General features: G+C 43.1%; 21 protein-coding genes. 13 read left to right on the forward strand and 8 right to left on the reverse strand.

Annotated features, from left to right (window positions below; translation table 11 throughout):
• Positions 1-355 precede the first annotated feature (355 nt).
• Complete coding sequence (locus DFP79_RS15175; protein WP_133504799.1) at positions 356-1,417, forward strand: threonine aldolase family protein; 1,062 nt, start codon at positions 356-358, stop codon at positions 1,415-1,417.
• Here DFP79_RS15175 and DFP79_RS15180 read toward each other — a convergent pair.
• A complete protein-coding gene (locus DFP79_RS15180) occupies positions 1,393-2,247 on the reverse strand; it encodes an AraC family transcriptional regulator (protein WP_133504800.1) in 855 nt (284 codons plus the stop codon). The two genes, DFP79_RS15175 and DFP79_RS15180, sit on opposite strands and share 25 nt — an antisense overlap.
• A gap of 226 nt (positions 2,248-2,473) precedes the next feature.
• On the opposite strand from DFP79_RS15180, the gene DFP79_RS15185 reads away from it, so the two are divergent.
• A complete protein-coding gene (locus DFP79_RS15185; protein ID WP_166637717.1) occupies positions 2,474-3,481 on the forward strand; it encodes a DUF2169 domain-containing protein in 1,008 nt (335 codons plus the stop codon).
• 107 nt (positions 3,482-3,588) lie between these two features.
• Here the strand turns inward: DFP79_RS15185 and DFP79_RS15190 are convergent, their stop codons facing one another.
• From DFP79_RS15190 to xseA, 3 genes are all read right to left on the reverse strand, one after another.
• A complete protein-coding gene (locus DFP79_RS15190; protein WP_133504802.1) occupies positions 3,589-4,746 on the reverse strand; it encodes a GGDEF domain-containing protein in 1,158 nt (385 codons plus the stop codon).
• 397 nt (positions 4,747-5,143) lie between these two features.
• On the reverse strand, positions 5,144-5,701 hold the full coding sequence (locus DFP79_RS15195) for a hypothetical protein (RefSeq protein ID WP_133504803.1): 558 nt from the start codon (positions 5,699-5,701) through the stop codon (positions 5,144-5,146).
• Positions 5,702-5,798: 97 nt separating this feature from the next.
• On the reverse strand, positions 5,799-7,160 hold the full coding sequence (gene xseA / locus DFP79_RS15200; protein ID WP_133504804.1) for an exodeoxyribonuclease VII large subunit: 1,362 nt from the start codon (positions 7,158-7,160) through the stop codon (positions 5,799-5,801).
• 92 nt (positions 7,161-7,252) lie between these two features.
• Here xseA and guaB point away from each other — a divergent pair, with 92 nt between their 5' ends.
• Both guaB and guaA read left to right on the forward strand, forming a co-directional pair.
• Positions 7,253-8,725, forward strand: coding sequence for an IMP dehydrogenase (guaB, locus tag DFP79_RS15205; RefSeq protein ID WP_133504805.1), 1,473 nt, complete (start codon positions 7,253-7,255; stop codon positions 8,723-8,725).
• A gap of 110 nt (positions 8,726-8,835) precedes the next feature.
• On the forward strand, positions 8,836-10,413 hold the full coding sequence (guaA, locus tag DFP79_RS15210) for a glutamine-hydrolyzing GMP synthase (RefSeq protein ID WP_133504806.1): 1,578 nt from the start codon (positions 8,836-8,838) through the stop codon (positions 10,411-10,413).
• 174 nt (positions 10,414-10,587) lie between these two features.
• On the opposite strand, the gene DFP79_RS15215 is transcribed toward guaA, so the two are convergent.
• Entirely contained in the window at positions 10,588-11,661 is a 1,074-nt protein-coding gene (locus tag DFP79_RS15215; RefSeq protein ID WP_133504807.1) for a DUF5666 domain-containing protein, read from the reverse strand.
• Positions 11,654-12,523: a DUF6502 family protein gene (locus DFP79_RS15220; protein ID WP_133504808.1), complete on the reverse strand. Its 870-nt coding sequence runs from the start codon at positions 12,521-12,523 to the stop codon at positions 11,654-11,656. Before DFP79_RS15220 ends, DFP79_RS15215 begins: the two co-directional genes overlap by 8 nt.
• A gap of 122 nt (positions 12,524-12,645) precedes the next feature.
• Here DFP79_RS15220 and sfsA point away from each other — a divergent pair, with 122 nt between their 5' ends.
• The 7 genes from sfsA (at position 12,646) to DFP79_RS15255 (ending at position 20,012) form a co-directional block, all read left to right on the forward strand.
• Entirely contained in the window at positions 12,646-13,347 is a 702-nt protein-coding gene (sfsA, locus tag DFP79_RS15225) for a DNA/RNA nuclease SfsA (protein WP_133504809.1), read from the forward strand.
• A gap of 84 nt (positions 13,348-13,431) precedes the next feature.
• Positions 13,432-14,139 carry a phosphonate utilization transcriptional regulator PhnR gene (phnR, locus tag DFP79_RS15230; protein WP_133504810.1) on the forward strand — a complete coding sequence of 236 codons (708 nt, stop codon included), beginning with the start codon at positions 13,432-13,434 and terminating at the stop codon, positions 14,137-14,139.
• Positions 14,140-14,476: 337 nt separating this feature from the next.
• Positions 14,477-15,505 carry a putative 2-aminoethylphosphonate ABC transporter substrate-binding protein gene (locus DFP79_RS15235; RefSeq protein ID WP_133504811.1) on the forward strand — a complete coding sequence of 343 codons (1,029 nt, stop codon included), beginning with the start codon at positions 14,477-14,479 and terminating at the stop codon, positions 15,503-15,505.
• Positions 15,506-15,584: 79 nt separating this feature from the next.
• Positions 15,585-16,655: a putative 2-aminoethylphosphonate ABC transporter ATP-binding protein gene (locus DFP79_RS15240; RefSeq protein ID WP_133504812.1), complete on the forward strand. Its 1,071-nt coding sequence runs from the start codon at positions 15,585-15,587 to the stop codon at positions 16,653-16,655.
• The gene (locus tag DFP79_RS15245) at positions 16,655-18,370 is read left to right on the forward strand and encodes a putative 2-aminoethylphosphonate ABC transporter permease subunit (protein WP_243730291.1); all 1,716 of its coding nucleotides are present in this window, start codon (positions 16,655-16,657) and stop codon (positions 18,368-18,370) included. Before DFP79_RS15240 ends, DFP79_RS15245 begins: the two co-directional genes overlap by 1 nt.
• 45 nt (positions 18,371-18,415) lie before the next feature.
• Complete coding sequence (locus tag DFP79_RS15250; RefSeq protein WP_133504814.1) at positions 18,416-19,336, forward strand: EamA family transporter; 921 nt, start codon at positions 18,416-18,418, stop codon at positions 19,334-19,336.
• Positions 19,337-19,358: 22 nt separating this feature from the next.
• Entirely contained in the window at positions 19,359-20,012 is a 654-nt protein-coding gene (locus DFP79_RS15255) for an HAD family hydrolase (RefSeq protein ID WP_133504815.1), read from the forward strand.
• A gap of 74 nt (positions 20,013-20,086) precedes the next feature.
• Here DFP79_RS15255 and DFP79_RS15260 read toward each other — a convergent pair whose 3' ends face one another.
• Positions 20,087-20,953 carry a LysR family transcriptional regulator gene (locus DFP79_RS15260; protein ID WP_133504816.1) on the reverse strand — a complete coding sequence of 289 codons (867 nt, stop codon included), beginning with the start codon at positions 20,951-20,953 and terminating at the stop codon, positions 20,087-20,089.
• Positions 20,954-21,108: 155 nt separating this feature from the next.
• On the opposite strand from DFP79_RS15260, the gene DFP79_RS15265 reads away from it, so the two are divergent.
• Together DFP79_RS15265 and DFP79_RS15270 are read left to right on the forward strand one after the other, a co-directional pair.
• Complete coding sequence (locus DFP79_RS15265; RefSeq protein WP_133504817.1) at positions 21,109-21,978, forward strand: urea carboxylase-associated family protein; 870 nt, start codon at positions 21,109-21,111, stop codon at positions 21,976-21,978.
• 120 nt (positions 21,979-22,098) lie between these two features.
• On the forward strand, positions 22,099-22,503 hold the full coding sequence (locus DFP79_RS15270) for a GFA family protein (protein WP_133504818.1): 405 nt from the start codon (positions 22,099-22,101) through the stop codon (positions 22,501-22,503).
• A 1-nt stretch (position 22,504) separates the two neighbouring features.
• Here the strand turns inward: DFP79_RS15270 and pspF are convergent, their stop codons facing one another.
• Complete coding sequence (gene pspF, locus DFP79_RS15275; RefSeq protein ID WP_133504819.1) at positions 22,505-23,524, reverse strand: phage shock protein operon transcriptional activator; 1,020 nt, start codon at positions 23,522-23,524, stop codon at positions 22,505-22,507.
• Positions 23,525-23,616: the final 92 nt, after the last annotated feature.

Below are 23,616 nucleotides of genomic sequence, written 5' to 3' on the forward strand. Positions count from 1 at the left end.
GTAGTGTGGGGGATCCCATGTGAGAGTAGGTCGTCGTCAAGCTTCTAATACAGAAAGCCCTGATCAGAAATGGTCAGGGCTTTTCTCGTTTCTGAGATAGGTAATTCAAATACTTATAGTTATCTTATCTCCATAAAAGCACCGTCATCTCATCGAACAATTTCCAGTATATCCCCAGTTCCTTCTACAGCCGTAAATCACTCTTTCTGTGAGCATCGAATATAACGCTTCATTTTCGTTAAATTTGATCTTGTCTCGAATCTGTAGTCTGCACAAAAGTACAAGCGTTGTCTGAAAAAGCCTGTCAATCTTTTAAAGACGTAAATGACGTGTGCTAAAAAAGGAGAATGTAATTATGAAAGTAGCTTTTACGAGCGACAATATCGCTGGCGCATCTGAAGCCGTTGTGGAAGCGATCGTTTCGGCAGCAGCTTCTGGCGATGCGATGCCCTACGGTAACGATGACAGTACTGCATTGGTGACGCGAATGTTTGCTGAGCTGTTTGAATGTGAAGTAGATGTCTTTCTTGTTTCAACAGGCACTGCGGCAAATGTGTTGAGTTTAAGCGCAATGACACCGCAATGGGGAAGTGTTTTTTGCCATGAAGAGAGTCATTTACTGAACGATGAAAGTTCGGCTCCCGAGTTTTTCACTGGTGGCGCCCGTCTTGTCGGATTAGGTGGCTGTGATGCTAAGATAAATCCGCAGCAACTTCGGAAGCTCGTTAATCAAAAAGTGGGAGATGTACATTCTTGTCAGCCTGCGGCGTTAAGCCTTTCTCAGGTCACTGAAGTGGGGAGCGTATATTCGCTTGAAGAGATAAAAGAACTGACTGAGATCGCAAAATCGGCTGGTATTCCTACGCATATGGATGGCGCTAGATTCGCAAATGCGATTGTCTCATTAGGGTGCACTCCGGCGGAAATGACATGGAAAGCGGGTGTTGATATTGTTTCTTTTGGCGCAACAAAAAACGGTGCAATGGCAGCAGAAGCTATCGTCGTTTTTAATCGCACTTTAACTGAGAGTTTGGATATACGTCGAAAGCGAGGTGGGCATTTGCATTCGAAAATGCGGTTATTGTCATCGCAAATGATTGCCTATCTATCGAATGATTTGTGGCGTAAAAACGCAAGCCATGCCAATGATATGATGACTTTTTTGCAAGATGGCCTGAGACAAATTACGAGTATTAAGATAAACACACCAGCGCAAGCTAATATGTTGTTTTGTACGTTACCGGAAGGGATGGAGCAGTATTTATTAGAAGAAGGTTTTGCCTTTTATGGTGGACGTTGGGAAACAGGAGTTGTGCGTTTTGTAACCTCCTTTAGAACCCCTAAAGAAGGAATAGAGGCATTTATAGAAAGTGCCCAGCGTTTTCATGACCTTTATTGTTCCCCTGCACGAAACTGAGAAGGCGACACTCTAAATGCTTTCTTGAATGCTCGATTAAAATGACTCTGATCATAAAAGCCGACATCTGAAGAGATGTCGGTGATCCGCAAGTTAGTTTTTAGTAAATTATGGCGGGCTGATTCGAGTCGAAGATTTGTAAGCCAAGCATGAGGTGCAATCCCCAGCCTTTTTTGAAAGCGTCTGAGTAATTGAAAACGCGTCAGTTGTACTATTTCTGACAGATCATCTAAGTTTATTTTTTCGTGTAAGTTGGCCAAACAATAATCTCTGATTAACTTAAATTCAATGTTGTTCAGTCCATCTTGTGTAGGTATCAACTTCGGGTTCATATGTAGATAGGAAAGAAGTTCAGTAAGCGTATTAGACCAAAGGCTGTCTATATGAAGTTGGTTGGCCGATTGTCTGGTGCTTAAGGCGTGTTTTAGGTGTAAAAAGCCGTTTGTAATATGGTTTCTCTCTATCACTGTTGGGCGGATAAAATACTCTGCTTTGTCATCCCGGCGGCTTAACTCCGCATCTTCAAGCGCCTCTTGCATTAGTTTTGCTGATATTCGAAAGGTCGATAATTCATATTTGTCTTGTTGGTGCTGCGTTATCGGAGGCCTAAACGTTCCATCATGCACTTCTCCGGGGGGAACGATGCAAATTTGCCCAGGAAGGAGAGACATTTTTTGGCCTTGGACGGATTGCTCTAGTGCTCCTTGGGCTACTAATCCAATATGAAACTCTAGGTGAAAGTGTGGCTCGAACTTCACTTTAGACATTTTTGCTTCGCTAATTGTTAACCCAGGAAGCTCATCGATGTGTTGGTAGCGTAAAAGTGTCATTGAGTTTAATTCCTTTATGAAACTCGAAAATCAGTGCAGGTTATAAGTGCAGAGTATCCAGTAAATTAGACTAACTTGAATCCGGATACATTAAAACCTCTCTTTTTCGACGGTTGAATATAGAAATTTAACTTGGTTTTAAATAGACTTCCTTTCGTCTATAAAGTGCGCTCATGGAATGAGTGTAATATTCATATTCTCGTCTACGACGACAAGGAAGCTCTATATGATCTTGGATAACCAAAGTTCTTTTCAGGTCAGTTTAATCCCCAGTGTGTCTCAAAAAGGTCTCGAGCAAAATACGCTTGTGATTAAAGTATGTTATCGATTCTCTATGGACGGTGAGCTGGTTCCAACAGATGGAGATGAAATCAGTTTGCTTGAGTCATTCTATGGTGATCCGAGTTGTTCAAGTATTGAGACTACTTATGAAGGTGCGCCATTTAAAGAAGGTTTTGAAGTCTTAATCCAAGGGAAGTGTTTCCCTGAAAAACATCAAAACGCCTTATTTCTAACAGCGTCATTATCAGAGTCCTCAACGGGTTCCAGCCGCTTGTTCTGGCAGAAATCAGTCAATGTCTTTGGTGAGCGTCACATAAAAAATACTGTGTTCGGTAAGACGTCTACTCGACCTGAGCTATTAGGAGAGTTCGACTTAAAATGGGAAAACAGTTTCGGTGGACGATGCGTCGCGCCAAACAATAAACGTTTTGATCATAACCCAGTGGGAGTAGGGTGGAAGCCCAAAAAAACAGGTGTCAACCGGTTGCCCAATATTCTAAATGAGTCGATTTCTTCGTTACCTCGTCGTTCGGAACGTGCGACTGGTTTTGCTCCGATTGCCAGTCAATGGGCTCCAAGATTAGCGTTGTACGAGCAATATTCTAAGGCGTTACTTGATGTTAACTCCTCTCTCCCAGAAGCTTACTGTGTCGCGCCATCGAACCTTTACAATTGTGCTCCACTGGACCAGCAATTCAAAAAAACGCCTATTTTCCCCTGTCAGTTGATACTTGAAAATTGGTATAGAGAGGCTCCAAATTTAGAATTAATGATAAAGGAGGCTGAGATGAGTCTATGGCATATGCCGCATTTCCAGCGCCCTAAAAAACTAATTCCAAAGTGTGATACGCTTTTAGTCAATACAACCAAACAAGAAGTAACCTTGCTTTATCGAATAGGTCTAGAGAAGTCGGAGCGCGATCATGATTCTGATGTGATTTTAGTTGAATAGCTTAGTAACCCGATTAGCATAAAGCATGAATAATTGCTTTGATCATGTCAGAGGGGATTAAAAACTGTATATGGAATATACGAGCGGCGTTATTGTAATACACATTGTTAGTCTGTTTTAAACTGACATGATTGATTTCTTCCGTGTTCTTTTGCTTGGTAAAGCGCTTGATCTGCGGCGGAATATAGAGAGTCCATGGTGGCGACGTCAAATTGGCTGCTGTGGGCCACTCCGACAGACACCGTTATGTTATCTGAAATAGTGCTGAGTTTGTGTGGGATGGAAAGGTCTTCAATAGCTGTCCTTATGGTCTCTGCTAGAGTTTGGCCATCTTCATACTCTAGACCACTGTAAATGCAAGCAAACTCTTCACCTCCAACGCGATAAGAATCTAGCCCTGATATTTCTTTGTTGAAGGAAGCGAGTCGTTTGGATATAACTTGAAGCGCTTTGTCCCCTGCAACATGTCCCATGCTGTCATTAAACATTTTAAAAAAGTCGACATCAAAGACTATTAAGGTGACTGGAGTTCGCGTCCGATTGTATCTTTCAACCGCTTGACGTAAATGGACGTTAAATTGACGTCGATTATAGAGTTGGGTGAGAGGGTCTTCTTTAGATAGCCGGTTTAGTTTATTTCGTTGCTTAAAAATTAGAAGCAAAAAATAGGAAAGAACCCCTAAAAACAAAATAAATACGACAATGAGGACATTAATAGCAGTAGCAACGTTGGACAATTTGGTGACATAATTTTCAGTATGATGACGTAAAAATTTACTGCCTTGGCTGAACATTTCTGCATTGACTATTTTGAGTTTGAGTACTTGATACGATAGTTGCCTTGTGTATTCTAGCTCGTCGTCAAATGGGCTTCTAAGTAGAGTCTCTAATGCGAGAGTCTGCTTTTCAAATTCGTCTATTTCTTTCCACAAGTGCGATTTGTCTAAATTTGTATCTAGCGCTCCCCAAGTCCCGCGAATGTTGACTATTCTGTACTTGAGTTGTTCTGTTCGGTTGATCATAGAACGGCTGTTGTAGGGAAGTGAGTAGCGCTTTCTAAGCCACATTTCTTGTTCGATCAGAGCAACTTGACTAATCGATTGGTGAAGTTGGTAACGAATTTCATGCGGCGTTGTACCGACATTTTTTTGGATATCTTGAATGCTATTTTTAAACTTTAATAGGCTGCTGCCTAAGCCTGCTAAGATGATAATAACAATGAGCAGGGATGCGATATGAAATGGGCGAGATTTAGATAAATTCACGTTACTTGGCCCTTAATATCTGAGTTAAGCTCCGGGTTCTGCTGTTGCTCTTTTTTGTCAGATTTGTAGACCAGATTAGCCGATATGGTGATTTAGCGTTACTGTGTGGCGGAGTGCCATCGATTGAACGTGCAATGATAGAGGACTTGATATCTTGTTCTTTGGAATGCATAGTCTTAGCGTAATTATCAGAGGCTTCTAAATAGAGTAGCTCAAAATTTAGAATACCTGCATATCTAAGAACGACAAGCAACTTAGTGTCCACAAAGTTGCTGATTTCATCGATATCGTATCAACGTAAGCTTCATGGGGCGTTATATCAGTCAAATTTTCGAAGCTATGGTCTTGCTACCGTTGGACAGAGTATATTCGAAGGCATTGCTCGAATAGGTAATATTTATCCGCCTAAAATGATGACAGAGTGGGCGAGTACTTCAATTACCAGCTTCCCGAGTGTCAATTCATTGTAATTCAATTTGATTTCCATCGTATTAAGTTCATACGTTTTCTGTCCTAAATTGACCTTAATCCCAGATACAAAAACAGGGGCTGTGCCCATTACTGAGCCTTTTAGCTGAATGGCCCTATCATCGCTTTTGTCGACTTCTAAGTCTGTAATTTTTGTTTCATTTCGTGTTAATTGCGCGTTTGAAAAATCAAAGAGCGGTTGCTTATCTGCAGTATGAGGCTCGAGAGATAATGCTAGTATCCATTGGCCATCTTCTTTGTTAAACACATCAGGTGTTGAAGACTGCTCTGCATTTACTTTCACATTAATAATCAAGTCATCACAAGAAAATTGTAGATCAGATGATTCTATTACTTCTTGTTTGCAGGCTTCATTATTGGCAACGGTTTTCTCGCCGGGTGTTATTTGGACTTGTGTACAGGCAGTTAATGTTGCGCAAATTAAGGCAAATAGTAAGTGGTTTAGGTATTTTATATAATTGTTCATGATCATTCCTTTAGCGCAATTCAGCCGTATATTTTACGTGATTTATAGGGTTTTAGCGAATTACGCTATTTGTGTTATTTGAGCTGTCCGTCTGGATTCATGAAACACTATTAGGTTTATTGAGCTGAGTTACCATGCAATCAAAGGAGCCGTCTTCGACGCGTATGTTTACGGTATCGCCCTCGTTGACTTCATTCATTGAACGGATGGCTTTTTCGTGTGTTGTTGCAATCGCATAACCTCTGCCTAACGTATTGAGCGGGCTGACTAGATGTAATTGCTCCGCTAGTCTAGAAAAAGCGGTACTTTTTGTTGTCATTGAGTTTTGAAGCGCTTTAGTTAAGCGTTTCTCCAGCTGACCTATGTATGACTGTTCTTTCTGAATGTTTCTGATAGGGGACGCCGCATCGAGCCGTAAGTGATTTTTTTCTACTTGATTTTTACTCTGATCAATATTTCGTCGAATGGCTTCTGTCAGTTGGTGGCTAAGTCCGTTTAATTTATTTTGTTGTATTTCGAGACGTTCTTTAGGGTGACGGATTCGTTTTATTAAAAAGTCTAATTTTTGCTGAGAGGTTTGAGTTAAATTCTCAATTCGTCTAATCAGTTTGTTTTCTGACTGCTGTACATGCGATAGCAAGCTGTTTACGTCGGGGCTAAGTAACTCTGCGGCGGCCGTGGGTGTTGCTGCCCGAACATCAGCGACAAAATCTGCAACAGTAAAGTCTGTTTCATGCCCTACCGCCGAAATAATGGGAGTGGAACATTGAAAAATACTACGAGCTAAAGACTCATCGTTAAAACTCCATAGATCCTCAAGCGAACCGCCGCCTCGACCAAGAATAATCGCGTCAAAATGTCCGCTACTGTCAGCTCTTTCTAACTGTTTTGTTAAATTTACAGCTGCGCCTTGGCCCTGGACGAGCGAAGGCAATATTGTAAGCTCAGTCAAAGGAAAGCGACGCTTAAAAGCGATGACCATATCTCGGATTGCGGCACCTGCTGGGGATGTTATGATTGCAATACGTTCAGGGCGTTCTGGCAACGGCTTTTTATGAGCTTGATCAAACAGGCCTTCGAATTGCAGTTTAGCTTTAAGCCGTTCGTACGCAGCTTGCAGCGCTCCTTCTCCCGCTGACTCCATTCCCTCAATGGTCAGTTGACAGTCTCCACGTGGTCCGTAAAACGTGACTTTTGCTCTTAGTCGTACATGATCTCCATCTTTGGGGCGAAATCGAACCGCAGCGTTGCGGTTTTTAAACATGGCACAACGGATTTGAGCTTTGTCATCTTTGAGAGAAAAGTACCAATGTCCGGATGCTGGACGAGCGAAATTGGATATTTCTCCTTCCACTAGAATCCAAGGTAAACTGGCCTCAAGAAGCTGCTGTATCTGTCTATTAAGTTCCGATACGCTAAAAGTAGGTTCTGAAGTGTGTAAAGTTGTAAATTTTTTCATCAATCACTCATGGTTTTGATTTACCAAACGGCCTTCTTAAGATAGAATTACTTGCCATCTTAACACCCTGTTGGCATTGGAAACTCCCCACTATGTTGCGAATCGTTCAAGAAGCTTTAACGTTTGATGACGTTCTGCTTATCCCTGGCTATTCTGAAGTCTTACCGAAAGACGTGAGCCTAAAAACGCGTATCTCAAAAGGTATCGAACTCAATATTCCTCTTGTTTCGGCAGCAATGGATACGGTTACTGAACATCGTATGGCAATTGCATTAGCGCAAGAAGGTGGCATTGGCATCATTCATAAAAACCTTACCATTGAAGAGCAATCGGCAGAAGTGCGTCGAGTAAAAAAATTCGAAAGTGGTATCGTTCGTGACCCTGTGACAATCAATCCAAGCGCCAGTGTTCGTGAGTTGATGGCGTTGACATCAGCACACAACATTTCTGGTGTACCCGTTGTAGAAGGCAGTGATTTGGTTGGTATTGTTACCAGTCGCGATGTCCGTTTTGTAAAGGACTTCGATCAGTCGGTTGCTGATATCATGACACCAAAAGAGCGTTTGGTTACGATTGAAGAAGAAAACGCGTCTCAAGGCCGAGTTCGTAAAATGCTTCATGAGCACCGCATTGAAAAAGTTCTTATTGTAAACGATAAGTTTGAGCTTCGCGGCATGATGACTGTGACCGATATCAATAAGGCAAGAACCTACCCTGATGCTTGTAAAGACGAGCAAGGTAGTCTTCGTTGTGGTGCAGCGGTTGGAACGGGTGCAGACACAGAAGAACGTGTCACAGCACTGGCAGAAGCAGGAGTTGACCTTATCGTTGTTGACACCGCTCATGGTCATTCTAAAGGTGTAATTGATCGTGTTCGCTGGGTGAAAGAAAACTTCCCCCATATTCAAGTAGTGGGTGGTAACATCGCGACGGCAGAGGCCGCAATTGCATTAGCAGACGCAGGTGCAGACGGTGTAAAAGTGGGCATTGGCCCAGGTTCAATTTGTACCACTCGTATCGTTGCTGGTGTGGGTGTTCCGCAAATTAGCGCGGTAGCGAACGTCGCAGAAGCGATGAATCCACGCGGTATTCCTGTGATTGCGGATGGTGGTGTACGTTTTTCTGGCGACATTGCTAAAGCAATTGCAGCAGGAGCAAGCGTTATCATGGTCGGCGGATTACTTGCAGGTACTGATGAAGCTCCAGGTGAAGTCGTATTGTTCCAAGGACGTTCATTCAAAGCGTATCGTGGAATGGGATCGCTGGGCGCCATGTCACAATCTCAAGGCTCCAGTGACCGATACTTCCAAGATGCAAACAGCGGTGTCGAAAAATTAGTACCAGAAGGTATTGAAGGACGTGTTCCTTCTAAAGGCCCAATGGCGGCAGTTGTCCATCAGCTTATTGGCGGTGTGCGCGCATCCATGGGGTATACTGGTTCTGCAAATATTGAGACAATGCGTACGAAAACACAGTTTTCTCAGATTACAGGCGCAGGTATGCGTGAAAGCCACGTACATGACGTGACAATCACTAAAGAAGCGCCGAACTACCAAGCTGGCTAAGTTTGTTAGTGAAAGAAACTCAGATGGGGTGTCTATGACACCCCATCTTTATTTTATTACTTAATATTGATACGTAGCCCTTTTATAAAAAGGTGAAGGATAGGCTAATAATGTCGCAAGATATCCACGCTCATAAGATACTTATTTTAGATTTTGGTTCTCAATACACTCAGTTGATTGCACGTCGTGTTCGTGAAATTGGCGTCTTCTGTGAAATTCGAGCGTTCGATATGGACGATCAGGAAATCATCGATTTTGCTCCTAAAGGCATTATCTTAGCGGGTGGTCCTGAGTCGGTTGCAGAAGAAGGCTCACCGCGCGCTCCTGAAGCGGTATTTTCTTTAGGTGTTCCTGTACTTGGCATTTGTTATGGCATGCAAACAATGGCTGAGCAAATGGGCGGTAAAGTACAGTGCTCGGACGTACGTGAGTTTGGCTACGCTCAAATTCGCTCCCATGAAAACTACGCATTGTTAAATGGAATCTCGGATCACATCGCCAATAATGGTGTGCCATTACTTGATGTTTGGATGAGCCATGGAGATAAAGTTGTTGAAATGCCCGAAGGCTTTTCTTTAATGGCGTCTACTGAAAGTTGTCCTATTGCAGGTATGGCAAACGAAGCGAAGAAGTTCTACGGCGTTCAATTCCATCCTGAAGTAACACACACCAAGCAAGGCGGCTTAATCTTATCACGATTTGTTGCCGATATTTGTGAATGTAAAACACTGTGGACACCTGCAAATATTGCTGATGATGCGATCACGCGCATGCGTAATCAAGTAGGCGACAAAAAGGTCCTACTAGCACTTTCTGGTGGTGTTGATTCCTCGGTTGTTGCAGCCCTTTTGCATAAAGCCATTGGCGACAAATTGACATGTGTTTTTGTGGATAATGGTTTACTTCGTTTAGACGAAGGCGATCAAGTAATGTCTATGTTTGCAGAAAACATGGGTGTGAATGTGATTCGTGTTAATGCACAAGAACTGTTCCTAGGAAAACTTGCTGGTGTTGCTGACCCCGAGCAGAAACGTAAGATTATCGGTAATACTTTTATCGATATTTTTGACGAAGAAGCGGCTAAATTAACAGACGTTGATTTTCTAGCTCAAGGTACGATTTACCCTGATGTTATTGAGTCTGCAGCTTCTAAAACAGGTAAAGCGCATGTGATTAAATCTCACCATAATGTGGGTGGCCTTCCTGAAGACATGCAATTCGAATTGGTAGAACCTCTTCGTGAGCTGTTTAAAGATGAAGTTCGCAAACTGGGTGTTGAGCTTGGTTTACCTCCACACATGGTTTACCGCCATCCGTTCCCAGGACCAGGCTTAGGCGTTCGTATCTTAGGTGAAGTTAAAAAAGACTACGCAGACATATTACGTCGTGCGGATGCTATCTTCATCGAAGAGTTGCGTGCATCAGGCTGGTACGATAAAACCAGTCAGGCATTTGCTGTGTTCTTGCCAGTGAAGTCTGTGGGCGTTGTTGGTGATGGTCGTCGTTACGAGTACGTCGTAGCACTACGAGCGGTAGAAACAATTGATTTCATGACCGCTCGATGGGCACATCTTCCTTATGATCTTTTGGAAAAAGTTTCAGGTCGTATTATCAACGAGATTGAGCATATTTCTCGTGTTACTTATGACGTGTCGTCAAAACCACCCGCTACGATTGAGTGGGAGTAGTATCGTAAAACATACAACAAGTATGTACCGTTTTCATACTAATAAAAAAAACCTCACTATAGCGTGAGGTTTTTTTATGGTTGCATACTAAACGCTCAATAGGTTATCGGGTGTATATGAGATGGCATTCGCTTCGTTCCGTTCAAATAAACCAATATGTCTGAAGAATGCTCTCTAGTGGTTCTTCCGGTTATGCCTATCTCCTCTATGATGCTTATCATTGTTGCCTTTTCTATTTTCTCTACTATTTTCTTTCTGCGAAGATCGGCGATGGTTATCTGAGGATTTATTCTTTTGTGATTGATGTTCTTTGGGCTGCTCTGGTTTTCTTGACGGCGATGGTGAGTGGGCTGGTGGAGTGTGGTTTTTTGTATTCGGACGCAACGAATGATCACTTAAAACTTCTAAATCTCGTTGATTGGGGCGTTCTGGATGCACATTTATTTCAGTGTCGTTGTTGTCTCTAGTCGGTTTTCTATATTCAACAAAGTAATGTTTAGCGGACTGACCAAATACTTTTTGACGAGAAACCTTCTCGATACCGTTAGGTGTAATGGTTACTTTGTCTCCTGCTTGAATGCCAATGCGGGAAGGAAGTCGCTTGTTCGCAAGCTTGAGAATGCCTACGCTGTCGTTGTAGGCGATGCTGGTAAGTTTCCAATTTTCTGTGAGCTGCGCTTTTTTCGTTACGTCAGTGCTATAAAATTGACCATTGAAGAAGTATCCACTTACTGCAACTTTATCTCCGATCGACATGTTGGGCCAATCTCCAGGAGCTTCTGGGTCTTTTAAGACGGTTTCTCCTAGTATGGTCACCGAATCGTTGGCGACTTGCTCTACTTCTCCAAGCAATACATGCTCTATTTGTACTTCTTTCGCGAACCATATATCGCCTTTTTTATAACTAAGAACTGCGACTTGCTGTCCTAGCCTAAGCTCTCTCTCTTTAGCTCTCTTACCATCAATTGAGATTAACGTGTCACTATTCAGTTCTATTTCAATACCATTCACCCAAATGCTGCCGAATTCGGTGATGGTGCCGATAATACCTGTGCCGCCTAATCCCCTGTCGTCTGCTAAGCCTGTTCCGCCAAGCCCACGATCATCGGTCATCGTTTTGCCAGTACCGCCAAGCCCACGATCATCGGTCATCGTTTTGCCAGTACCGCCGATGCCTCGATCATCGCTTGCACCGACAAGCAGTGACAGCGAAATTGCAATAAGCAGGAGCTTGAATCGCTTAAGCACTTGTTTGCTCCTCTCCGGGAGTATTTGACTGTGATGGGATTTCTTCTTCTCTAAAAAAATAGGTTCCCAGAATGAATCGGTGATGATTTTCGAGTTTCTTTAAGTCGTCTTTTTCTGCAAGTTGCTGTGCTTGTTTGTTTAAAGCGAGTAGGAGTGTGTGGCTGCCTTCGTGAGCGGATTGTTGTAGTTTATCCACTGATTGTTTAGACAACCGATTATAAAAGACGGAGCGTTCCGGATACGATGAATTAGAACTGTCTAAATTATGCTCGCAAGCTGAAATGTGTTCTGAGGTATTTCTGGCAAAAAAACTCATTTTTGTTTCTAGGTCGTCGCTAGGAAACAAAGCTTCAAGATTTAGCTTCAATTTTGAATTAGGTAACTCTATAAGTAAGCCTCTTTGAAGCCATTCGTCGAGTAGCGTTCTTGGTCTAATATCCTGACTGACTTGCTTTACTAAAGAGTCAAAGGATTTAGAGCCATGTCGTTCCAACTCCAAAGGATCACCACTAGCACTGAGATAGCCGCTGTCGCCTAGCCAAATGCTGAGTGCTCTTGATGTGATAGAGTGCTTACTTGTGGAAATCGGAGCGTTATTGTTGGCTTCAGAAAGCCTTTTAACATCCTTACGATGTACCCCGCTCACTATGCTAATACGGCTTTGGGTGACTTTCTCGTTGTTGGATTCTAGTGACTTTTTGACTTCACGAACATAGGCGTCTTTAGTTAGTTCAGCGAACTCTGGAAACGTGACGCCATATCGAATAGCTAATCGAGTTAGGGCGCCTAAAACGCGTTTTAAAGCGATAAATACGAGACGCTTCGTATTTTCCTCTGTGTTTTCGGTGTTTTTATCAGGCATATTACTTAAAGGCGCATTATTATGAGTTGCGTATTAAGTTTAATGTTGTGTGGGAAAAAATGCCACTTTCCTGAGGCGGATGTGTTTAGATAGGCATTTTAACGAACAATAAAGGTAGATAAGTGTTATTTCCTGATCGCTTAGTGCAAGGCCGTTTGATCAAACGCTATAAACGCTTCTTAGCAGACATTATGTTAGATAATGGTGAGCTCATTACAGCTCATTGTCCCAATACTGGCTCTATGAAACGGTGCCAGCAAGAGGGAGCCAGGGTGTGGGTATCGAAAAGTGATAACCCTAAGCGGAAACTCGCCTATACTTGGGAACTGGTCGAAGTAGATGGACAGTTTCTAGCCTGTATTAATACGAGTCGTCCAAATAAACTGGTTGGAGAGGCGATTGCCGCTGGCGTTGTATCGGAATTGCACGGTTACAACGAAATGAAAGCGGAAGTTAAATATGGGAAAAACAGCAGGATTGATTGGTTACTGTCAAATGGCGATGGTAAATGTTACGTGGAAGTGAAAAACGTTACTTTATTAGAGTCCAATGGACAGGGTTATTTTCCCGATGCTGTCACTGATAGAGGAAGAAAGCACCTTTATGAGTTAATACAAATGGTAGAGGAAGGAAATCGAGCAGTATTATTTTTCTGTGTAAGTCATACAGGCATTACTTCTGTTACTGCCGCTGAACATATCGATATAAAGTATGCGCAGTCGCTTAAAGAAGCGATTGAAAAAGGCGTTGAAGTGATAGCCTACCGAGTTGACATTTCAACCGATGGAATGAGCATTGCAGCGTCCGTGCCTCTCATTACTTAACACTTTGTAGCAAAGACTTTTTCTTTAACGAGGGTGTTCCGTGTAAAATAGCGCCCCAATCAAATTTGCCTAAAGGGTCAGATCATGGCAGAAACGCATTACCGGCACGTCCAAGAACATTTTAGCTACCTAATACGCAAAAATGTGCTCAAAGCGGGAGGGAAATTACCTTCTGAACGTGAAATAGGTGAGCAGTTCAATTTGACCCGAGTGACGGTTCGGCAGGCGCTGCAGAATCTAGAGGCGGAGGGGGTTATTTATCGAGAAAACCGTAAAGGCTGGTTTGTTACGCCTCCCGCAGTTACTTATAATCCCGCGGCACAACTAAGTTTTAACGTATATGTGTCCGAACAGGGCTTTGCTCCATCGACCGAAAAGATAGAGCAGGTGGTTCAATCTGCATCCGCAAAAATTGCTCAAAAAATGGGAATAAAAAAAGGGGCGCCTGTTTTATTTTTGCATCGTCGGCGGTTTATTGACAAACGCCCCGTATTGATTGAGAGAATGTACATTAACATAGCTTGTCTTCCGGGAATTGAAGACGAAGATCTTACTCAGTCTCTTAGCCAGCTACTTAAGAACAAATACGATCTTAGTTACCGTGATATGGATTTGTCGTTTAAGTCCACTTCATTACCCGAAGAAGCCGCCAAAGATTTAGGGATCGCCTCCGGTCAGCCTGGGCTTCATGTCGAGCGTGTAAACTACATTAATGGCAACCAAGTGCTTGAATTGGATTATGAATTCTGGCGTCATGATGCCGTCAACATCGCAATTGAGGTTCGAGAATAGCTTTTTGGCGGCAAAATATTTCGCTTTAAATGATTTGAATTCGAACCTTTCGTCTCTCCCTGCTCTAATACACTGAAGTTAATAGTATTTTTAATACCTTTCCTCTAGAAGATTCCTATCGTTCATTATTAGAACAATTAAAAGTCTTTTTTGTCATATGGATGACATAAAAGGCTGTTATCTTTTACTTGTCTTCTGGTCTATACCAGTATATTTTAAAAATAGACAGTTTGAAATTGGGCTTTCTGATCATGAAATCAGGCCATTCTGGCAATAATTGATTAGAGGCCTAATAGATTACTTGAATCGACGCCCCTTAATGATTGGAGAAGTGAAGATGAGCAAGAAAAACTGGATGCATCGTTTAGCAGTACTGGCGGGTATCACCACGGTATCTGTTGCAGCACACGCAGCGAAAACGGAACTTACTGTATACACAGCAGTAGAAGCAGAAGATTTGAAAAAATATGCTGCGCGTTTCAATGAAGATCACCCCGATATTAAAATTAACTGGGTACGTGATTCTACAGGTATCGTAACGGCTAAATTGCTTGCTGAAAAAGAAAACCCACAAGCGGATGTTGTTTGGGGTCTTGCTGCTACCAGTTTGATGCTTTTAGACGGCGAAGGCATGCTGCAATCATATAAACCTAAAGGTTTTGAAAAACTATCTCCAAAATTCCGTGACAATTCGGCAGAGCCAGTTTGGACAGGAATGGACGCTTGGATGGCTGCTGTTTGTTATAACACGGTAGAAGGCGAAAAATTGGGGCTGCCAAAACCTACTTCTTGGCAAGACCTAACAAAACCAGTGTACAAAGGGCATATCATCATGCCTAACCCAAATTCATCTGGCACAGGCTTTCTAGACGTAAGTAGCTGGTTGCAAATTTTTGGTGAAGAAAAAGGCTGGGAATATATGGATGGCCTACACCAAAATATCAGTCGTTACACGCATTCAGGTTCTAAGCCTTGTAAACTGGCCGCTGCGGGTGAAACTCCAATTGGAATCTCATTTGCTTTCCGTGCTGCAAAGTCCAAGAAAAAAGGCGCTCCACTAGATATCGTATTCCCTTCTGAAGGTTTAGGATGGGACATGGAAGCGACTTCAATTATCAAAGGTACTGACAAATTAGATGCTGCCAAGACACTCGTTGATTGGACTGTTTCTAAGAAAGCGAATGAAATGTATAACAAAGGTTATGCAGTAGTGGCTATGCCAGGTATTGCAAAACCTGTTAAATATTTCCCTGAAAATGCTGAGTCAATGATGATCGATAATGACTTCGGTTGGTCAGCGGCAAACCGCAAAGCCATTTTGAAAACATGGCAAGAGCGTTATGACAGCAAAAGTGATCCAAAATAATCACTAACTCAATCCAATGCCCTAGTCGTTAACAACGCTAGGGCATTTGTTTTACCGAAGACAAGATAAAGGACCCCCCATGAGCAGCACCTATTTAGCGCTTCATAATATTCATCAAAAATTTGGCACTCATCACGCGTTGAAAGACGTCTCTCTTGATGTTGCTGAAGGCGAGTTTGTATGCTTCTTAGGACCATCTGGGTGTGGTAAAACCAGTTTACTGCGAATTATCGCTGGGCTGGATTTACCAACGGCTGGGAAAGTGAATCAGGCAGGTACAGACATTACTTACGCTCCTGTTAAGCACCGTGACTTTGGTATCGTATTTCAATCCTATGCTTTGTTTCCAAACCTTTCGGTAGAAGACAACATTGCATACGGTCTAGTGACTCAAAATGTTTCCGCTCCGCAACGCAGAGCTCGTGTTAAAGAACTGCTTGCGACTGTTGGTTTATCGGGCAGCGAGAGTAAATATCCAGCACAGCTTTCGGGCGGTCAGCAACAACGGGTGGCGTTGGCCAGAGCATTGGCAACCTCGCCAGGACTTCTTTTATTGGATGAGCCGCTATCTGCATTGGATGCTCGTGTACGAGCGCACCTTCGCCAAGAAATTAAACAGCTGCAAGAGAAGCTAGGCGTAACCACTATCATGGTGACCCATGATCAGGAAGAAGCGCTCACAATGGCTGACAAAATTGTTGTAATGAACCACGGTGTTATTGAGCAAATAGGCTCTCCGCAAACGGTTTATACTCAGCCAAAGTCGGCATTTGTCGCGTCGTTTGTCGGTGAAATGAACTTCTTACAAGCGGATGTTGCAGGTGATCGAACATTGAAATCCGGTGATCACACAATAGAATTTAATGGTTTGCTTGATCCAAAACAGAGCGACATTCAAGTGGCGATTCGCCCTGAAGACATTCGTTTCTTTGCTGATCAAGACGGTGAAAATACGTATGCAGGTCGTGTTGCTCATACTGAATTTCTAGGGTCCCGTGTTCGTTCAACACTGAAGCTAGACGGTATTGACGCTCCTTTGCTTGCAGACGTGTCTATGAATGAAATGGCAACACTCAATATTGAAGCAGGACATCCTGTATATTGCCAGCTTCCTAAAGATCGACTTCATGTGTTCGAAGGAGCAAAATAATGGATGCTACTTCAACCGTAAGCCGAACGAATAGCAATAAGCGCCCGTTCTTCGGTCAAAAAAGCTTGGATGAATGGTTGCTAGGCAGTGTGCTTGTTGTGGGTATTATTGCCCTGTTTATATGCATCGTGTTGCCGATTTATTCTCTACTTTCGAAGAGCGTTCAAAATAACGCAGGTGAATTTGTAGGTCTTGATAACTTTCTTACTTTTATCACTACACCAAGTTTGTCTAGCTCGATTGGCAACTCTGTTTCAATCGCGCTTATTTGTACCTTCATTGTAACGTCGTTGGCGTTTATGGCTGCATATGGCTTAACGCGAACAAAGATTCCCCTAAAGGGAACATTTCGTCTTGTAATGGCGTTGCCTATATTGGCTCCTTCTCTTTTGCCTGCGATAAGTTTGGTGTACTTATTCGGGAACCAAGGGATCATGAAAGAGCTGCTTATGGGGGAGAGTATTTACGGCCCCATTGGTATTATCATTGGCTCGTGTTTCTGGACATTTCCACATGCACTTATGATTATGGTGACGGCATTAAGCAATACGGATGCTCGATTGTATGAATCTGCAGATGTGCTTGGTGCATCACCAGCACGCACCTTTTTCACTGTTACATTACCCGGAGCGAAATACGGCATAATCAGTGTGGCGTTTGTTGTATTTACGCTTGTAATTACAGACTTTGGTGTGCCAAAAGTCATCGGTGGGCAATTTAATGTGCTTGCGACCGACATCTATAAGCAAGTTATTGGGCAGCAAAACTTTGAAATGGGCGCTGCAGTTAGTGTTATTTTGTTGTTACCCGCTATTCTAACCTTCATAACAGATCGTTGGTTGCAACGTCGCCAGTCCGCATTGTTGACTTCCAAAGCTGTGCCTTGGGTAGCTCCGAAACGTCCAATAGTTGATCGATTCTTTCTGGTCACTATGATTATTTTATCGGCTATCGTAATCGGTATTATTGCGATGGCTGTCTACGCTTCTTTGGTGACCTTTTGGCCTTATAACCTTGCTCTGTCCCTTAATAATTATCAGTTTGACCTCATGGATGGCGGCGGTTGGGAAAGCTACTGGAACTCCATTGAAATGGCATGTTACACAGCCGTGATCGGTACGGGTTTTATTTTCTTTCAGTCTTATTTGGTAGAAAAGTTGGGTGGCTATAAGGTGATTAAGTGGTTCTTCCATTTGTTCGCTATTTTGCCTTTGGCCGTGCCGGGGTTGGTTTTAGGTCTTGCTTATATATTCTTTTTTAACGCACCTAATAATCCATTGAACGGCATTTACGGTACTATGGCAATCTTAGTCGTTTGTACAATTAGCCACTTTTATACTGTGTGTCATCTGACTGGAACAACGGCATTGAAACAAATCGACCCTGAGTTTGAATCCGTGTCTGCATCTCTAAAAGTTCCGCAAATATATACGTTCTGGCGTGTGTCTTTACCAGTATGCTTACCTGCAGTATTAGACATTGCGAGTTACTTGTTCGTGAATGCCATGACGACGGTGTCGGCGGTTGTGTTCTTGTACTCGTACAATACAACGTTGGCATCGGTTGCTGTGCTAAACATGGATGATGCGGGGGACATTGCTCCTGCTGCTGCAATGGCGGTTATGATTATGATGACGTGTATGGTCGCGAAAATCATTCATTGGTTTGTGGGTGATGTGCTGCTGAAAAGCTCTCAACGCTGGCGTGTGCGTTAGTGGTTTTTCACGCACTTGTTTCATTGTATTTAAATAGATAAACACATGACTTTTACTGCGATCGTCCTAGTGTTGATCTCTGCCTTTATGCATGCGGGCTGGAATTATTTCGGAAAGAGTTCCAGCCCGTCGGTTCCCTTTTTCTTTTTTTCGACGCTGGCTGGCGCTATTCTGTTTTCGCCAATTTTACTTTGGCAATATGAACTCCTTGCTTCTATCAACGGTCTGATTCTACTGTTTCTTTTTGCGACAGGCTTTTTTCAGGCTTTGTATTTGTGGGGGCTTTCAGAAGCGTATAAAACAGGTGAAATGTCGATAGCGTATCCCATTGCGCGCTCGTCACCGTTAATTTTAGTTTGTATTTCCAGTCTTATTTTAGGGCGTGAGGAAAGCATCAGTGTTCAAGCAATATTAGGGATTGTATTGATTGTAGCAGGGTGCTTTTTCATACCGTTAACGAGCTTTCGCTCATTAAAGCTTTCCCAATACCTTAATCGAACCACCTTGTTTGCTTTGGTTGCGGCATTTGCAACTGCTGGATATTCGTTGATTGATGACGAAGCAACGAGCCAAATGAGAGGGCTTGTTTTTCCTTCTGGAGAACCCGTTGCCTCCGTAGCAGAAATAGCATTAGTTTACGTCGTTCTTCAAAACGTCTTTGCTGTATTTTGGATGGTTGGTTTTGTTTTTTTTAGGCGTTCTCAACGAGACGCTTTTTATGATGTTGTTAGAAATAAGTGGCATTACGGTGTGTTGACCGCTGTTCTTATGTTGGGCACGTATGCGCTTGTTATTTTAAGTATGGCCTTTGTGGAAGATGTTAGTTACGTAGTGGCTTTTCGCCAACTGAGTATTCCATTGGGGGTTTTGTTTGCGGTTATTGGCTTTGGTGAGAAGCTTTATATGCCAAAGTTAACCGGAGTGATTTTAACCTTTATTGGCTTAGTCGCAGTCGCACTAGGGTAAAGGTCTTTTTTAAGGAGTTGTCATGGCATTAGCCTTTTTTGATTTGGACAATACATTAGTTGCTGGCGATACCGCTCAGGCATTTTCAGAATATTTGGCCGAAAGCGGAATTCCAACGCCGGAAGATTTTTTAGAAACTAATCATGCCTATATGGAAGATTATGATAATGGAACGTTAGACCTTGCTCAGTATATGCGTTACACCCTAGCGCCATTGACGCAACTGTCGGCACTGCAAGTAAATGACTTGATTCAGCAGTTTATTAAAGATGTCGTTGTTGATATGGCGTTGGAGAAGGCGAAAAACTTATTAGATCAGCACAAAAAAGACGGAGACGAAGTCGTTATTATTTCCGCTACGGGCACGCACCTTGTCGCTCCAATCGCTCAATATTTAGGCGTTAAGCATGCCTTAGGTGTGGATATCGAATATCGTGATGGCATTATTACTGGCGAGATTGTAGGAGTACCTACGTTTCGTGAAGGAAAAGTGACTCGCGCCATTGGCTGGGCAAACGAACACGGTTATGACATGAAGGAAACATACTTCTACAGTGATTCTCATAATGATTTGCCATTATTGGAAAATGCTTTGTATCCTATCGCGGTCGATCCTGATCCTGTTCTGATGGAGACGGCGAAGCAGAATGGTTGGGAGATCATTAGCCTTCGTTAAGGCAGTGAATTTCATTTGGCTTGCTTACGTCTTTGTGCAAAGACTTTCTTCATTGCTTTGCCAAAAATAAACGTCTAATTTTTATTTAACGCTGAAAAGTCCCTTAGATAATAAGCCAGTCTTTTTAGGTTAGAGTTCGCAGTTTGAGCGAACTCTAACCCATACATTCTTCCTTGATTCCCTCTATTCGAAAATAGCTGAATTAATTTACCATTGTTGAGTTCCTCGTCAATTAAGCATATTGGACAAAGCGCGATGCCTTGCGCTGCCAACGCCGCACTTTTTAGCAAATGAAAGTCTTCATAGATAAGGTCGGGTTGTGATGGCAAGTGTAAACCCAATTTCGAAAACCAATCCTGCCAAGCGCTTATAGAGTTATCGTGCAACAGCGTCGAATGAAGCAAGCTCTCGGGCGACTTGATGTTGTTAGTGTCCCGAAATAACGGGCTACAGACTGCAATGGTTTCTCCCTTTAAGACAGGAAACAGATAATTCTGTGTCTGATAATTTCGATCGTAACCCTTGATAAGAATGTCGGTGGCATTGAGCCTTTCTGGAGCAGAGGCAAGATACTTGATCGATAATCGGATTGATGGATTATTGGATCTAAAGGGCAATACTTTAGGCAATAGCCAAATATCCAGCAGTGAGGGTTGGACATAGAGTGTTAGGCTTTCTTGACCGCTTTCAAGCTCAGTTAATGCGGACGCAATGTCCTTAAAGGGCGATTCCAGACGGTCAGCCAGTTTTATTCCTGCTTCAGTGGGAACCAGTTGCCGACCTTGTTTTATCCATAAAGCTTGGTCTAACTGCTTCTCTAGACGTTTTAGCTGGTGGCTCACAGCGGATTCGGTAAGGGATAGGTGATCAGCTGTGCTCTTTAGACTGCCGAGTCTAACGGCCAGTTGAAATGTGTAAAGGGCGCTATAGGGAATCGACATATACTCAAACTTTTGTCATCTATTTCTATAAATATATCCATTTTTTAATGTTTTCGCATTGTCTAATCTATTTTCTAATCTTGTGAATATTAGAGATTGAGCCTGGGATCAGTTGATTGAACTGTTAATTTATAAGGTCGTTGCGAGGAAAAGGTATGTCGAATGTTGAAGCCGCTTATCGAGCGGGTAAAGGATCCAAACTAGAAATTGATGCACCGTTTTATGATGGGCTTAAACAGCATAATGCTAAGCGTACGCTTATTGAAACTGTTCATATTCCACTTAGATCAGGGAAAGCGTGGAAAGTACCTGCGGGGCACATCTTCAGAGTTAAAGTGTCTGAAGGCCCACAAGTAGGCGACTTTAATATGTGGAATTTACATGATCCAAGAGAGCGAATGTGGGCGTCTCGGACCCGTCAGATTCAGCGGGCACATGTGAGCATCCATGATCGAATTTGGTCGACGCTGCCATTTTTACGTCCTATGGTCACCATTATTGACGATACGTTAGCGGATTATGGGGAAGATGCAGAAGGCGGCCGAGTGCATGATTTATTGGGTACTCGTTGTGACCCTTATGTGAACCACCTTTTAACGGGCGATGATTTCGATTTCCACTGTCATTCAAATTTGGTCAGAGCTGTTTTGCCGTTTGGTCTGACCGAGTTCGATGTCCACGATGTGTTGAATATTTTCCAATGCACTGGGCTTAATGACGAAGATAAGTACTTTATGAAAGCTTGTCCCGCTAAAAAAGGCGATTACTTAGAGTTTTTCGCAGAGATAGACCTTCTATGTGCGCTTTCATGTTGCCCGGGCGGTGATCTTTCGGTTGATTTATGGGGGCCTGATGCAAAAGACCCTTTGTCTACTTGTCACCCTCTTGAAGTGGAAATCTACAAGCTTGAGGACAGTGCGCTAGACGGTTGGCAGCCTCCAAAGAGCCCAAATTATAAAGGGCGGCATGGGATGAACATGCCTGACATTGATTGGTCTGCGAAAAAGCGTGAGCTGAACGATTAAAGCCTCAGAGGCGGCGCATGCTTTGTGTGCTTTTCACTTTTGATATCAGATTTGGAGGTAACGCTTGTTTGTATTGTTCGCTATGCTGATTAGTGTCATCGATCTGATAAGGAGTTGTCTATGAGTTATCCTATAAAGGGCGCTTGCCAATGTGGGCAAGTTCAAATTGTGTTGAATAACCCTCCAGCAAAAGTGTTGGCGTGCCATTGCAAAGAATGTCAGAAACTGTCGACCAGTGTGTTTAGTCTTACGCTCTTCGTTAAGGAAGAAACCGTTGAAATTTCAGGTGAAATGGGAGATTGGAGCCGCAACGCGGACGGTGGGAATACCGCCGCGGCGAAATTCTGTACGGGATGTGGTAATCGTATTTATCATTACAACCCGCTTGATACGAGCGTTCTAAAGCTCAAGTTAACCGCTTTTGATGATGTTGAATTTAAACCAGATGCTCACATCTGGGTGAAAAGTAAAAAAAGCTGGTATCAGATCCCCGAAGGCGTACCGACATTTGAAACCGTGCCTTAGTTTAGGACGGAGGTGCGAATTTACGGACTAATCCTCGAAATTGGTCGTAAGTCAGTCCTAAATAACGTGCCGCTTTGCGTTGGTTGTGCTGATGCCGACCTAATGCTTTGGAAACAAGCTCACGCTGAAGTCGCTCTACCTCGTGTTTATAGTCAATCGGCTGGTCATTGAAAGCGTCGTTCGAATGAGCGGTGTTTACGGTAGAGGTATTCGTCTCTTCTTGGCCTATTTTAGATAAGGGCTCATGATCAAGTGCAAACGGATTAATGATAATGGACGTGAGTTCATGGCTGGTTTTCCCTGTGCGAAAAACCGAGCGTTCAATCACATTTTTAAGTTCTCGAACATTCCCTGGCCATTCGTAGTCGAATAGGGTTGTTAGCGCTTGCTCACTAAAACCAGGAAAGACGTCCCAACCAAGCTCAGTGGTAAACCTAATCGCAAAAAACTCTGCAAGCTCTTCAAGGTCTTCTTTGCGGTGACGAAGTGGAGGAATGTTTACGACATCAAACGCCAATCGATCGAGTAAATCTGAGCGAAATAGACCTTCTTTTGCCAGCTTAAGCAGATCTGCATTGGTCGCCGCAATAATACGCACGTCCACACTGATTGTTTGGCTTCCTCCTAGACGTTCGAATTCACCGTATTCTAAAACGCGTAAAAGTTTTTCTTGGGCGCGCATGGGCAATGTACCCAATTCATCTAAGAATAAAGTACCGGAATGGGCGCGCTCAAAGCGTCCTTTATGAGATTTCGTTGCGCCGGTAAAGGCTCCTTGTTCATGACCGAATAACTCACTTTCGAGTAATTCTTCAGAGAGCGTCGCGCAGTTAAGCGAGATAAACTGTTGGTCCCAGCGTTTTGATAGATAGTGCAAGCGCTCTGCGATCAACTCTTTCCCTGTCCCGCGTTCTCCACAAATCAATACGGATCGATCAATCTCAGCTAACTGAGAGGCGTGTTCTAATGTGTGAGCGAGCGCGTTTGAACTGCCGACAATTCGCTGAGGTTTGGTTATCATCACTTTGCCCAATTATTTGATGCCAGAATTGGTTTATTTAACCATATTTAGCAGGTTTAAAATGCCATTAATGGGTTTTATACGCCTTTTAA

This window comes from Marinomonas balearica (assembly GCF_004362145.1).
GTDB classification, from domain to species: Bacteria; Pseudomonadota; Gammaproteobacteria; order Pseudomonadales; family Marinomonadaceae; genus Marinomonas; species Marinomonas balearica.